The organism is Pseudomonas fungipugnans (genome assembly GCF_029955235.1).
Lineage (GTDB): Bacteria > Pseudomonadota > Gammaproteobacteria > Pseudomonadales > Pseudomonadaceae > Aquipseudomonas > Aquipseudomonas fungipugnans.
Map to the genome: position 1 here is coordinate 2,732,688 of NZ_JARBWL010000002.1, position 12,040 is coordinate 2,744,727.

Sequence of the window (12,040 nt, forward strand, 5' to 3'; positions counted from 1 at the left end):
ATCGGATAGTATATGATCCATATACATTCCATATCGGATCATGCCCATGGGTATCGTGAAAATTTCAGAACACATGCACGAGAATCTGCGCATCGCCAGCGATGCGTTGAGCCGTTCGATCAACGCCCAGGCCGAGCACTGGATGCGCATCGGTATGTTGGCGGAGTTGCATCCCGGCCTGAACCACAACGACATCAGCCGCTTGCTGATTCGCGCCGAACTGGCCGGTGGCCTGGATTTGAAACAGCTGTCTGAACTGGCGGATCTTTCCCAGGGCTTCAAGCCTCATGCAGTCGCGGGAGCCAAATCATGAAAGCGAACACCCCGATCAATACGCCGGCGCAAATAGCGCAATCTAGCGTTGCTGGCAAACTGGCTGCCGAGGTGCTGGCGATGATTACGCCGCACGTCAAGGCGGGGGTCACCACCGACGACCTCGACAAGCTCTGCCACGACTACATCGTCAATGTGCAGAAGGCCATTCCCGGTAACGTCGGTTATCACGGCTTCCCGAAAACCGTGTGTGCTTCGGTCAACGAAGTGGTCTGCCACGGCATCCCGTCTGGCCGGGTGCTTGAGGATGGCGACATCGTGAATATCGACATCGCCGTCGTCAAAGACGGCTGGTTTGGCGACACCAGCCGCATGTACTTTGTCGGCGAGCCGAGCGCGGAGGCGCGGCGGCTGGTCAAGACCACTTACGAGGCCATGTGCGCCGGCATCCGTACGGTGCGTCCCGGCGCCACGTTGGGCGACATTGGTCATGCGATTCAGACCGTTGCCGAACGCGACGGCTTCAGCGTGGTTCGCGAGTACTGCGGGCACGGCATCGGCAAGGTGTATCACGATGAGCCGCAGGTCCTGCACTACGGTTATCCGGGCCAGGGCCTGAAGTTGAAAACCGGCATGATCTTCACCATCGAGCCCATGCTGAACGCGGGCAAACGCCATGTGAAAACCCTGGCCGATGACTGGACAGTGGTCACCAAGGATCAATCACTCTCGGCTCAGTGGGAGCACATGGTGGCGGTCACCGACGATGGTTTCCAGGTGTTGAGCCCTTGGCCCGACACGTCTGAAGAGTTTCCAGCCATCGTTTGAACGCCTTACAGCCCTTTCAACGCCAACCCCGCCAGCACCAGTAGCAGCACCGCGCAAACGGCATGACTGACGCGGTGCCAAGCCGGTGAGCTGGCGCGTTTGAGCCAGTCACCAGTGCCGCCGTGATAAAGCAGCACAGCACGCAAGCGCTCATCACGCCGACAAAGAACACGCCGGTTTGCTGGGCGCTGGGGGTGGCGCCGACGATGCCCGACAAGGCGCTGCCCAAGGCGCCCCAGAACACGATGTTTTTCGGATTGGTCAGCGAGATGGCGGCGCCTGAGATCAGCGCATTGCGCGAGTCGCTGCTGTGCAGTGCCTCTGCTTGCGGCAACGTCCAGGCATCCTTGAAACTCTGCACGCTGAGCCAGACCAGGTACAGCGCGCACACCAGCGTCAGCGGCCCCTGGACCGATTCGTGGGCCAGCAGCAACGACAAACTGGTCAGCCCGATGACGGCCCACACCGCATCACCCAGCAGTGATCCCACCTGAACGAGGAGGGCGGGCTTGAACCCATGGGTGAGTCCGCGTCGCAGTGTTTCCGCTAGCACAGGGCCTGGCGAAAAACAGAATACAAAACCGAAGAGAAATGCCGAGAAAAAAACCGCGTACATGCTGCGTCCCCTGAACCAATAGTGACGCCAGTTTGCCTGGTCAACCGGTTGAGAAACTTGTATCAGATTGCAGGTTTCAGGATTTTGCAAGGCGCTGGAACGTGCCAGGCGTGACACCGTACGCCGCGCGAAAATGCCGATTGAGATGACTTTGATCGACAAAGCCGACGGCATGCGCCACCTCGGTTGCACACAGGCCCATGCGCAATAATCCTTGAGCGCGGCGGGTGCGAAGTTGCATGCTCCATTGCCGTGGGCTGAGCCCGGTGTCTTTTTGAAAGGCGCGCAGCAGGTGGAATTTTGACAGCTGCAACTCGCCGGCCAGTTCATCCAGGCTGACGGTCTGGTCCAGCCTTTGCGCGAGCAGTTCCTTGATGCGCCCGGTCAAACCCGAGCCGAGGGATGGGCTGCTGCTCAGTCGAGCACCACTCAACGCGACGATGTCGCCCAGCGCCAGGGTCAGTGCTTCTTCGGCGCGCTGTTGAATCAACACATCGTCGACCGCGGCGTGCTGGATGGCCCACGCCAGTTTTTGTGCAAGCTCAGGCTGATGACAGACGGCTCGATCAAACTGTGAGCTCCGAACCCTCCGCTTGCGTCATGGCCAACTCAATGGCGCCACCCACTCATGCATCGACTGATGACTTTTCACAATTTTTCAGAATGGCCCTACAGACACGCAAAACCAGCATGGAGTAGCGTCCTGCCGTATTCAAATGGACAAGTACGGACACACAATGAGTGACGGTTATTTCATTGGTCAAGGTGACAAAACCACCTGCGGCGGCATGGTTCTGGATGGTGATCCAAGAGTCGACATATTAGGCCTCCTTCATGCGTGTGAAGGTGATCGAGTCTCTTGTGGGGTAGACGGGAAAACCTATCAAATCTACGGCGGCATTTCGCATATGGAGAGCCATGGTCGGCTTATGGCGGGCACGCTGGACAGCTTTAGCGGTTGCCCTTGTAGAGCCCAACTGATCCCCTCGGTTTTTACAGCCAGCTATCAAAACCAAAACGAGGCACGCCCTGTACCACAAGCAGCAAGGGCATCGGCTCAACCGGCAAGCTATTCTGATAGATCAACGACGACAAGCTCCCAACAGACTACTCCAAAGCCAGCGGCGAACTATGCTGCTTCTCCAAGCATACCTAAAGCGAATTCCACCACGTGCAATCATCCCGACCAGATGGAAGCACTGGCCACATATATCGCTGGTGAGATGAACACCAACATCCATGATCCTGCTGTGTTGAAGATGAAGGAACTGATCAACTACGACACAAACAAGGCAGCAGCGGAGTTTTTGAAACTGCCATGGTACGCTCGACTGGCTGGACCACCGGATTTCAACACCATTGCATGGACGAATAAGCTTGAGGCAATGGTGATCTGGACCCAGAAAGTGGGTCAGGATATGGAGTGGGATCACAAGCCAAAACTTCGTAAGCTGTTCCCCGGTGTAAGGCACAAACAGGGGCAATACGATTACTACTACGACATCTGGTCGAACATCCACTACGGATACGTGGGAATCATAGGCGGGTTATCAGAGAGCGTTCTTCTGGACGGCGCCGGGGCGGAACAAATCGTCTCCGATTCTGGGAGGAAGGCCGAGGAGATGTGGAAGAAGCCCAAGGAGGAGTGGGAACTTCCCGGCCCACATCTGACTACGAGTTTATCTGACGGACTACGAGCATTTGACGATGCTCCAGATAGGGTTTCGGTCAGTATCGGTGTGAAGCTTGCCAATCATCATCCCCATGGTGGAATAACGGCGAAGATGGTGATGGATGAAGTGCTTGCCGTTGCACCGGAAAATTGGGGAGATGGAATACGTGTCCACGAATGTAATTAAAACCCGACTAAGACACTTGCCATGGCTATGGATTCCGCTTCTGCCACTGTTGGCGTTTGTCCTCTGGCGTAGTGCGCTACCAACTGCGACTGTTCACTACCCCAAAGATGGACGGGAAAAACTATGGTATGTCTGGAACGTCAACGATCAGATATACAGGGGACAATTTTCTCCCGGTGGCAGTGTTAGCGACAACGGACTCCTATCCCCCGATGGCGAGTTCTTCATGGAATTCTCATGGCATAGCGAGAAAGGCCGATGGCACTGCATCAGCATCACCCCGAAGTGGCCCAACACCGATATCTACCTCGACGCAGACGGCAACATCGATATGCGAAAAGGGAGCGGCACTGATGTAGATCGACTGAAAGAATGTCAGTGGGATTTAGCCAAGCCTTGAAAGTGGCCCGCCCACACCGAATGGCTGTCATCCTGCACGGCGGTAAACGGAGGTGTGAGCGAGCCATGGGATTCTACCGTAATCGTTCCAGCCAGTTCCTGGCCCCCGCCAAAATTTCTCAGTTCAGGGCAGTTGAGCTTGGTCCCACTGATGTTCTCGGCATACACACCAACGATGTTCAAACCCTTCTCGACAGCGAACAACTCCAGAGCCACTTTTGCACGGTTGGCGTCTTGATCTTTGGTCGTTTGCTTCAAAGCCGGGGACTGGAGCGACATGGTGGAGGCTTCAATCGATCAGGATCGGGACGCCGATACACGTTTGGTGGAGTCTGGAAAGTGTCGAACGATTTCAAGTCCTACCAAGGTGAGCGTCATCGAACCCAGCATCAATGACAAGTCTTCAATGATCCAGCTTCCAAGCGGAAAGACTGCCCACACACCTGCCCGGGGTTATAGAGGGTGAGGGCGCCGGGGGCCGCAGAGAAATTTCGCCCATCCAGCCAGATGTGTTCTTCGCCCACCAGATTGGCGCCGATGACGAACTCGTCGTGGCTGTGTTTGGCAAAACAATGGCCAGTGCCATCAACCGCGGTCACTTCCACTTGGCCCAGCCAGCATTGTTGTAGGGAGATCATGGGTGATGGTCGAGGGTCTGGTGGGGCGGCAACGGCTGGCCGCCAACGGGGAGAAAACTAGCAAATAGGCGCGCTGGTCGTCTATCCAGGCATGGCACTGCGCCAGCCAGTCGTCGATAACTGGTTGTTTTAAGAATAATTTTTTTGTTTTTGATCTTCCCCGATGAAATGAAAGCTGATAAATTTCCACACATTGTTACAGGGGCGTCGCCAAGCGGTAAGGCAGCAGGTTTTGATCCTGCCATGCGTTGGTTCAAATCCAGCCGCCCCTGCCATTCTTTCCATACATCCAGGCTCAGTTCAGGATGTGCATCTCACGGGAGCGCCCACTGCGCCCCGGTCCTCAGTTCCCGTCTGCAACCTTTCTTTCTATCTCCGCTTCTTTTCGCTCAAGCTCCTCGATGTCCTGTTCTTTGACGCGCGTTGAAGAGGGGGTAATGACTTCGTCGACCCCTTTGGTGTCACTGTCGCTGTCCTCAAGATCCCGTTCGACCACATTGACCGGATGGCCCGACGCATCGGTGGGTGGGGCGTTTGATTCACGGTTAACACTGTCATCGTTGTTCATGTCACTTACCTCTGTTGGCCTGTACGTTGGATACAGCGGCAAGGAGGGAGTTCGAGATATTTTTGGGTCGGCCCCTTTATTCACCTCGGGGCACAGGCGTCAGCACGGCGCCGTCCGCAAAATAGGCCTTCAGATTATCAATCACCAGACCCACCGTAGCGGCAACGGCTTCCGGTGATCGCCCGCCGATATGGGGCGTCAGGATCAGGTTGGTCAGATTGATCAACGCCTTTGGCACCTCAGGTTCGCCCTCAAGCACATCCAGCGCCGCCCCGGCGATGTAGTGATTGTTCAGCGCCTCGATCAGCGCTGCTGTGTCCACCACGCTGCCTCGGGCGATATTCACCAGATAGCCGTCTGGGCCCAGCGCCCTCAGTACATTGGTATCGACCAGATGAAACGTGCCGGCTCCGCCCGGAGTGGCCACGATCAAGAAGTCGGCCCACGCGGCTAATGCTGTCGGCGTATCAAAATAGGTGAATGAAGAGTTCTCTCGTGAATGACGGCTGTGATAACCCACCGTCATCTCGAATCCGCCAACGGCCCTTCGGGCAATCTGTTGTCCGATATTGCCCAGCCCCAGGATCCCCAGTTTCTTTTTCGACAGCGTTGGACGTGGTTGCCTGGACTGAGCCCATTGACCGCGGCGCGCGGCTGCATCCACTTGGGGTATCGCCCTGACAATCGACATCAACAGGGCAATCGCATGATCGGCTACCGAGCTGTCGTTGGTGCCCGGGCCATGTGTCACCACAATGCCTCGCGCATGCGCCGCGCCAAGATCGATTTTTTCGTAGCCGGCGCCGAGGGCGCAAATGAGCTTCAACTCGGGCAGCGCCGCGATCTGCGCCGCCGAGAGCCCGGTCGAGCCGTTTGTCAGCACCACCTCAAGATGAGCGCCGAGGCTTTTTATCGCAGCGGTCCGGTCTTGGGCTGACAATGCGACCTGCGCCTTGAAGCCCGCGGCTTCAATTCGGGAAAGGCTTTCGGGGGACACCTCGATGAGGATCAGAATATCTCGAACCATCGCCAGCTACTCCTGAAGTGGGCCGCGCCCGGAGGTGACAAGCCTGAATGCCTGTCTGTGGAGGGCAGCTAACAGCATAATCGCGTAGCGGAAATCGACCACTAACCATTCAGCTCTGCCACGTTGCATGGGGGGCTTATATCCCGTGCACGTCTGACGCCAATTCCATAGGTCGGCTTTCTGCCGGCCAACGCGCTTCCAGGCATTCGTTCAGATAATTCATGAACGCCCTGACCTTGGTCGTCATCGCATCGCGTTCCTGAATACAGACATAGATATCGAGTGGTTCCGCATAGGCATAGGCGGCGCCGTCGCGCGGTTCAAACAGCGGGACGAGTTGGCCGCTTTCGATGTAGGGCGCCACCACGAATTGCGCCACGCGGATAATTCCGGCGCCGTGGCTCGCCATTTGGGCGAGTGCGTCAATATCGTCGCTGATGGTGGTCGCATTGATCGGCGCGTCGTAACGCTGTCCGTCCCGAATAAAACCCCAGCGTAGAAACCGCCCATCCAGCGGGTAACGGAAGGCCAGGCAGGCATGCTGCTGGAGCTCTTCAGGCGAACGTGGCCAGCCTGCGCGCTGCAGATAGGCGGGTGAGGCGCAGATGACAAAAGGCACTGACGCAATCTTGCGCGCGACGATGCCGTCTTCCAGCTGGGGTTTGGTCCGCAGGCTCAGATCGATGCCGTCTTGAATGTGATTGATTTTGCGATCGGTGGTCGAGAGTTCCAGAATCAATTGCGGGTGTCGCGCCGCGAAATCTGCAATCAACGGCGCCAGCACATGGCGGCCAAAAGCAGAGGTAGAGGCGATGCACAGGCGTCCCTGAAGCGGGGTCTGGTCGGTGCTGATCGCACTCTGTGCCGATTCGAGATCCTGAGCGATGCGTTGCACTTTTTCGTAGTAGACCGCACCGCTTTCGGTCAACGCCATGCTGCGCGTGGTGCGCTGCAAAAGGCGTGTGCCCAGGTGGGCTTCCAGGCGATTGACCGCTTGGCTGACGGCTGCCGCACTGACGCCCAGGGTTTTGGCTGCGCCGACGATGGAGCCCGCTTCAACCACTTTTATAAAGCTGGCAATCGCGCCTAACAGGTTCATTTTCAGGTCCGCTGAAGAGATCTATTCATAAGTTTTTATTTATAAAGCACTCACCGATAGCCGTCTAGTTACTGATTTTTGATGTTGTTATGGTGCTCGTCACCCATCAAACGACGATAAAAAAGGTCTGAAATGAATCAAAAGGCATCCTCCAGAACACTGTTCTTCCATCAGCGCAAGCTATCTGCCCGCGCAACGCCTTATGTTTTCGCGCTGTACATGGCGAGCATCATGGCGTTCTTGATGTCTTTCGTGATCACGGCGGCAAACTCCGGCATTAATGCGAATTACCTAAGCAATTCGCTGCACGCCTACACGCTGGCGATGCCGGTGGCGTTCCTTTGCATACTGGTGGTTCGTCCCATCGTGCTCAAGCTGGTGTCTTTGACTGTGCACCCACATCATTGAAAAGGGGCCTCATGGTTAAGCTGAATGCTACGATTGTGGCGTCCTCACTTTTCAGCCAGGCACAATCCGCCCATGAAGCCCAGTTTCGAGCAGGTTCCACCTTCGACGAACGCTTCGTGGACACTGCTGAACAGACGGTTGGCGGATGCGATTCCCTTTGAATGGCATCACCATCCGGAATACGAACTGACCCTGACGTTGAACAGTCGCGGGCACCGCTACATCAGCAACGATGTCGTGCCATACGATGACGGCGACCTGGTGCTGGTGGGCCCGAACGTTCCCCACAGCTGGTCTTCCGTTGAACGTATTGACCCTGCCAAACCGCACATTGCCCTGGTCATCTGGTTCTCCGAGGCCTGGGCGGATTCGCTGGTCCGGCTGTTCCCCGAAATGGGGCCGATTGCTCCGCTGCTGGCTGCCGCGCAACACGCGCTGAGTTTCAGCGATGCGGTGTCGCAGGCGCTGCGCCCGATGATCGAATCAATGGTGGAGCAGGACGCGGCACAACGCCTGATCTCGCTGCTGGCGGTGCTCAACACGTTATCGCGGGACACCACTGCGCAGCGCATTGCCGTGCAAAAAGCCACTCATGCAGCGCCACAGATCATGGATGACGTGCGTCTGCGTCGGGTTCTGGATCACATGCACGGGCACTACGCAGGTCCTTTGAGCATTCCCGAGTTGGCGCAGATGGCCTGCGTCAGCGTTTCGGCATTCCATCGAATGTTTCGCCGGCACACCCGGTGCACGGCGCTGGACTACATCGTCCGTCTGCGCGTCGGCCACGCCTGCGCGCTGTTGATGCAAGGCAACCTGGCCGTTGCCGTTATCGCCGGGCAAGTGGGCTACTCGTCCCAGGCGCTGTTCAATCGCCAGTTCAAGGCGCAGAAGGGCATGACGCCGTCGCAGTTTCGTCGCCAGCATGGGCATCGTTTCCAGTCAGCCTGATGCTGTCTTGTCTGCCGGAACTATCGCCATAATCGTACTACTGAACGCGCCAAATGAGGCTGCCGCCCTGGCAGCCTCAAGTGTTTTCATACCTGCATGAACAACAAGAATCAGCAGGTCAACCGATGAGCAAATATCAAACCTTTGAAAGCGCCGTACTGCCGGAAAACCATCAAGACAGCATCGTCAAAATGAAGAAGGCGCTGCGTGCGCAGATCGGTGATGTGGCGTCACTGTTCGCCGAGGTCAGCGACTTCATCGCCACTGAAATCGAGTCGATCAAAGTGCAGCAAGCCCTGACCGGCTCGGGTTGGCCAGTACTCGAATACGACGTCATCGCCAACGGGCAGGTGACTGAAGCGCAGCGGGTTGCCATCAAGCGGCGAGGGTGTCTGGTGATCAAAAACCATTTCCCGAGGGATCAGGTACTGGCGTGGGACAAAGGCCTTCTGGACTATCTGGACAACAACGATTTCGATGCGGTTTATCGTGGTCCAGCGGATCAGTTTTTCGGCAATCTTGAGGCTTCGCGCCCGGAAATTTTCCCCATCTATTGGTCGCCATCCCAAATGCAATTGCGTCAGCACGAACGTATGGGCACCGCCCAATCGTTCCTGAACCGGTTGTGGAAAAACCGTTCCCACGGGCAGGAGTGGTTCAACCCCGACGTGAACGCGCTGTACCCGGACCGTGTTCGCCGTCGTCCTCCCGGAACGACCTCCAGAGGGCTTGGCGCGCATACCGATTCCGGCGCATTGGAGCGCTGGCTTCATCCTGCGTACTTGAAGGTTTTCGACAAGATCTACAACAACGATTTCAAATCCTATGATCCCTGGGATGCGGCCTTTCGCACCGAGGTCGACGAATACGCCTACAAGGACACGGTGAAATGTTCGGCCTTCAGGACTTTTCAGGGCTGGACGGCGCTGTCCGACATGCTGGCCGACCAAGGCGTGCTGCACACGTTGCCGATCCCCAAGGCCATGGCCTACCTGCTGCTGCGACCGCTGCTGGACGATGTGCCCGAAGATGAGTTGTGCGGCGTTGCGCCGGGCAAGGTGCTGCCCGTGTCTGAAAAGTGGCACCCACTGCTGCTTCAGGGCATGACGCCGATTCCGGAGGTACAGGCAGGTGATTCGGTGTGGTGGCACTGCGACGTGGTCCACAGCGTGGCACCGGTGGAAAATCAGCAGGGCTGGGGCAACGTCATGTACGTACCGGCGGCGCCCATGTGCGCGAAAAACCGGCGTTATGCCGGGGACGTACTGAGGGCGTTCGAGCAGGGTGTTTCGCCGGATGATTTCCCTCGTGAAGATTATGAACAGTGCTGGACGGGGCGATTTACGGCGCCGCAATTGAATGCGCTCGGTCGTCGTGGGTTGGGGCTGGAGTAAAGGCGGATTGCTCAAAGTCCGTAGGCCAAAGGGAGCGCAAGCACGTCGTCCATGACTTCCCCGCCATACAAACGTAATCTCGTCAGTTCGCATGCCAAAACAAGAAAAAGTCAGGAGTCATTGATGCAACCGATCCGTCTCGGTCTGGTGGGCTACGGCAAGATCGCCCAGGATCAACACGTCCCCGCTATCAACGCCAACCCCGCGTTCCGGTTGGTGTCTGTCGCAACCCAAGGGCAGCCCTGCGCCGGGGTGGAGAATTTCCGGTCCCTGGGCGAGCTGCTCGAAAATGGCCCGCAGGTCGATGCCATTGCGTTCTGCACCCCGCCCCAAGGACGATTCGCCCTGGTGCAACTAGCGCTTGCCGCCGGCAAACACGTACTGGTCGAAAAACCGCCGTGCGCCACGTTGGGCGAAGCGATGGCGTTGGTGGATCAGGCGGGGGAGCAAGGCGTCAGCGGTTTGTTCGCCTGGCATTCACGCTACGCGCCGGGCATCGAAGCGGCCCGTGCCTGGCTGGCCACGCGCACCCCGCAAAGCGTACAGATCGACTGGAAGGAGGACGTGCGCAAGTGGCACCCCGGCCAGGCCTGGATTTGGCAACCCGGAGGCCTGGGCGTGTTCGACCCCGGCATCAATGCCTTGTCGATTGCCACCCATCTGCTGGCGTTGCCGCTGTTTGTCGAATCTGCCGAATTGCGAGTCCCCAGTAACTGCCAGTCGCCGATTGCCGCTTCCATCAAGATGTCTGACGCGCGCGAGCTGGATGTGCGCGCGGAGTTCGATTTCGACCACGGTCATGACGAACTCTGGAGCATCGAGATTCGCTGCACCGAAGGCACCCTGCGCCTGGACAGCGGTGGCGCACTGTTGAGTATCGACGGCGTGCGCCAAGCCGTCTCGGAGGAGGGCGAGTACGCGGCGCTGTATCGACATTTTCAACAACTGATTGCCGACAAGACCCGCGACCTGGACCTCCAGCCGCTGCGACTGGTTGCCGACAGTTTTTTTGTCGGCAGCCGGACGTCGGTTGAACCGTTCTACGAGTAACCGCGATCAGCCAAGGCGGGCGGTAAAATCCGCAGGATTGAACCGCTCGCTGGTGTCCATCCGAATGCTTCGCAGGCTCACCGTTTCCAGGTGTGAGGCGTATAGAGATTCCGAAAAATAACTGATCAGGATGGAACGGCGGCGCGTGCCAATCGAGTTCAGGCTGCCTGCGTGCACCAGGTCGACATCAAACACCAGGATGTCACCCGCGCAGCCTGTAAGCTGCACCGACCGCGACTCGTCATTGCAGTCCAATGGCGGCGCTCCCGGCTCAGGGCGATGGCTGCCGGGGACGATTCGGGTCGCGCCATTGTCGGGGCCATAATCGTCGAAAAAAGCGATGGCGTTGACGATGTCGCCCGGCCGCTGTGCCGACAAGTCGCGGTGCAGCGGTTGATGACCGCCACCGGCAAGGGGCTCACGACCTTCCACCTGCGAGAGAAAGAACCGTTCTGCGATCAACTCGCCCACCACTGCCAGCAACTGTGGCAGACGACACACCGCCTGAACCGTCGAATCAGCATCCAGCAGCGAATGCCGCCAATCCATGCCACGCGGCACGGGCCATTGGTCCGACGGCTTCACCCCGGCATCGAACACGGCACGCAGGTCACTCAGCCACTGGGCCGGGATCGCCCGACGGAGCAGCGCATAGCCATCTTGATGGAGTTGTTGGCGTTCAGTCATGGTTGGCTCAATTCCCTTTGGTACTCAGCCAATGTAGACGAAAAAGCCTCTCTCCTCCCTGCAATGGGGCGGAGTCCGCAAGGCACCTGGGTAGCTTTTCAGGGCAAATCTGTACATTGAATCCTTTTGCGTTCAACCAATAATCGGGCACTCCAAACCTCTGGGTATTGAGTGCTGGATGGAAGAGCGTTCGACGATTTCGCCCATCCGTACCTTGAGGTGACCACCCCCAGGAAGACACCT

The 12,040-nt window shown here is 57.6% G+C and carries 13 protein-coding genes, 1 tRNA gene and 2 pseudogenes; 8 read left to right on the forward strand and 8 right to left on the reverse strand.

Annotated elements, in window-relative coordinates:
• Window positions 1-46: 46 nt before the first annotated feature.
• Both POF45_RS27840 and map read left to right on the forward strand, forming a co-directional pair.
• Window positions 47-313: a ParD-like family protein gene (locus tag POF45_RS27840; RefSeq protein WP_259502256.1), complete on the forward strand. Its 267-nt coding sequence runs from the start codon at window positions 47-49 to the stop codon at window positions 311-313.
• Window positions 310-1,101, forward strand: a complete 792-nt coding sequence (gene map, locus POF45_RS27845) for a type I methionyl aminopeptidase (RefSeq protein ID WP_259502260.1) — start codon at window positions 310-312, stop codon at window positions 1,099-1,101. Before POF45_RS27840 ends, map begins: the two co-directional genes overlap by 4 nt.
• Before the next feature lie 5 nt (window positions 1,102-1,106).
• On the opposite strand, the pseudogene POF45_RS27850 reads toward map, so the two are convergent.
• Together POF45_RS27850 and POF45_RS27855 are read right to left on the reverse strand one after the other, a co-directional pair.
• A pseudogene (locus tag POF45_RS27850) lies at window positions 1,107-1,717 on the reverse strand (LysE family translocator).
• A gap of 76 nt (window positions 1,718-1,793) precedes the next feature.
• Window positions 1,794-2,210 (reverse strand): helix-turn-helix transcriptional regulator, encoded by a 417-nt coding sequence (locus POF45_RS27855; protein WP_282317231.1) that lies wholly within the window; start codon window positions 2,208-2,210, stop codon window positions 1,794-1,796.
• A 244-nt stretch (window positions 2,211-2,454) separates the two neighbouring features.
• Between POF45_RS27855 and POF45_RS27860 the strand changes: the two genes are divergently transcribed.
• Window positions 2,455-3,576, forward strand: coding sequence for a polymorphic toxin type 44 domain-containing protein (locus tag POF45_RS27860; protein ID WP_282317232.1), 1,122 nt, complete (start codon window positions 2,455-2,457; stop codon window positions 3,574-3,576).
• A 468-nt stretch (window positions 3,577-4,044) separates the two neighbouring features.
• Here POF45_RS27860 and POF45_RS27865 read toward each other — a convergent pair.
• Window positions 4,045-4,254 (reverse strand): annotated as a pseudogene (locus tag POF45_RS27865) (recombinase family protein); the annotation flags it as partial.
• 110 nt (window positions 4,255-4,364) lie between these two features.
• Window positions 4,365-4,613 carry an AraC family ligand binding domain-containing protein gene (locus tag POF45_RS27870; RefSeq protein WP_259502267.1) on the reverse strand — a complete coding sequence of 83 codons (249 nt, stop codon included), beginning with the start codon at window positions 4,611-4,613 and terminating at the stop codon, window positions 4,365-4,367.
• A 200-nt stretch (window positions 4,614-4,813) separates the two neighbouring features.
• Here POF45_RS27870 and POF45_RS27875 point away from each other — a divergent pair.
• A tRNA-Gln gene (locus POF45_RS27875) sits at window positions 4,814-4,888 on the forward strand.
• 68 nt (window positions 4,889-4,956) lie between these two features.
• Here the strand turns inward: POF45_RS27875 and POF45_RS27880 are convergent.
• The 3 genes from POF45_RS27880 to POF45_RS27890 form a co-directional block, all read right to left on the reverse strand.
• Window positions 4,957-5,181: a hypothetical protein gene (locus POF45_RS27880; RefSeq protein WP_282317233.1), complete on the reverse strand. Its 225-nt coding sequence runs from the start codon at window positions 5,179-5,181 to the stop codon at window positions 4,957-4,959.
• A 76-nt stretch (window positions 5,182-5,257) separates the two neighbouring features.
• Window positions 5,258-6,208 carry a 2-hydroxyacid dehydrogenase gene (locus POF45_RS27885; protein ID WP_282317234.1) on the reverse strand — a complete coding sequence of 317 codons (951 nt, stop codon included), beginning with the start codon at window positions 6,206-6,208 and terminating at the stop codon, window positions 5,258-5,260.
• A 136-nt stretch (window positions 6,209-6,344) separates the two neighbouring features.
• Window positions 6,345-7,307: a LysR family transcriptional regulator gene (locus POF45_RS27890; protein WP_282317235.1), complete on the reverse strand. Its 963-nt coding sequence runs from the start codon at window positions 7,305-7,307 to the stop codon at window positions 6,345-6,347.
• Between the two features lie 132 nt (window positions 7,308-7,439).
• Here POF45_RS27890 and POF45_RS27895 point away from each other — a divergent pair, with 132 nt between their 5' ends.
• The 4 genes from POF45_RS27895 to POF45_RS27910 all read left to right on the forward strand — a co-directional run bounded on the left by POF45_RS27895 (window position 7,440) and on the right by POF45_RS27910 (window position 11,110).
• On the forward strand, window positions 7,440-7,715 hold the full coding sequence (locus POF45_RS27895) for a DUF2798 domain-containing protein (RefSeq protein WP_259502276.1): 276 nt from the start codon (window positions 7,440-7,442) through the stop codon (window positions 7,713-7,715).
• 72 nt (window positions 7,716-7,787) lie between these two features.
• Window positions 7,788-8,666, forward strand: coding sequence for a helix-turn-helix domain-containing protein (locus tag POF45_RS27900; RefSeq protein ID WP_282317236.1), 879 nt, complete (start codon window positions 7,788-7,790; stop codon window positions 8,664-8,666).
• Between the two features lie 125 nt (window positions 8,667-8,791).
• On the forward strand, window positions 8,792-10,060 hold the full coding sequence (locus POF45_RS27905; protein ID WP_282317237.1) for a DUF1479 domain-containing protein: 1,269 nt from the start codon (window positions 8,792-8,794) through the stop codon (window positions 10,058-10,060).
• Window positions 10,061-10,183: 123 nt separating this feature from the next.
• The gene (locus tag POF45_RS27910; RefSeq protein WP_282317238.1) at window positions 10,184-11,110 is read left to right on the forward strand and encodes a Gfo/Idh/MocA family protein; all 927 of its coding nucleotides are present in this window, start codon (window positions 10,184-10,186) and stop codon (window positions 11,108-11,110) included.
• A 6-nt stretch (window positions 11,111-11,116) separates the two neighbouring features.
• On the opposite strand, the gene POF45_RS27915 is transcribed toward POF45_RS27910, so the two are convergent.
• A complete protein-coding gene (locus tag POF45_RS27915; protein ID WP_282317239.1) occupies window positions 11,117-11,797 on the reverse strand; it encodes a phytanoyl-CoA dioxygenase family protein in 681 nt (226 codons plus the stop codon).
• Window positions 11,798-12,040 lie beyond the last annotated feature (243 nt).

Excerpts from the sequence above, each read along its gene's own strand:
- POF45_RS27900 (WP_282317236.1), top strand. The coding sequence starts at position 7,788 with ATGAAGCCCAGTTTCGAGCAGGTTCCACCTTCGACGAACGCTTCGTGG.
- POF45_RS27910 (WP_282317238.1), top strand. The coding sequence starts at position 10,184 with ATGCAACCGATCCGTCTCGGTCTGGTGGGCTACGGCAAGATCGCCCAG.
- POF45_RS27915 (WP_282317239.1), bottom strand. The coding sequence starts at position 11,797 with ATGACTGAACGCCAACAACTCCATCAAGATGGCTATGCGCTGCTCCGT.
- POF45_RS27890 (WP_282317235.1), bottom strand. The coding sequence starts at position 7,307 with ATGAACCTGTTAGGCGCGATTGCCAGCTTTATAAAAGTGGTTGAAGCG.
- POF45_RS27840 (WP_259502256.1), top strand. The coding sequence starts at position 47 with ATGGGTATCGTGAAAATTTCAGAACACATGCACGAGAATCTGCGCATC.
- POF45_RS27895 (WP_259502276.1), top strand. The coding sequence starts at position 7,440 with ATGAATCAAAAGGCATCCTCCAGAACACTGTTCTTCCATCAGCGCAAG.
- map (WP_259502260.1), top strand. The coding sequence starts at position 310 with ATGAAAGCGAACACCCCGATCAATACGCCGGCGCAAATAGCGCAATCT.
- POF45_RS27860 (WP_282317232.1), top strand. The coding sequence starts at position 2,455 with ATGAGTGACGGTTATTTCATTGGTCAAGGTGACAAAACCACCTGCGGC.
- POF45_RS27870 (WP_259502267.1), bottom strand. The coding sequence starts at position 4,613 with ATGATCTCCCTACAACAATGCTGGCTGGGCCAAGTGGAAGTGACCGCG.
- POF45_RS27885 (WP_282317234.1), bottom strand. The coding sequence starts at position 6,208 with ATGGTTCGAGATATTCTGATCCTCATCGAGGTGTCCCCCGAAAGCCTT.
- POF45_RS27880 (WP_282317233.1), bottom strand. The coding sequence starts at position 5,181 with ATGAACAACGATGACAGTGTTAACCGTGAATCAAACGCCCCACCCACC.
- POF45_RS27905 (WP_282317237.1), top strand. The coding sequence starts at position 8,792 with ATGAGCAAATATCAAACCTTTGAAAGCGCCGTACTGCCGGAAAACCAT.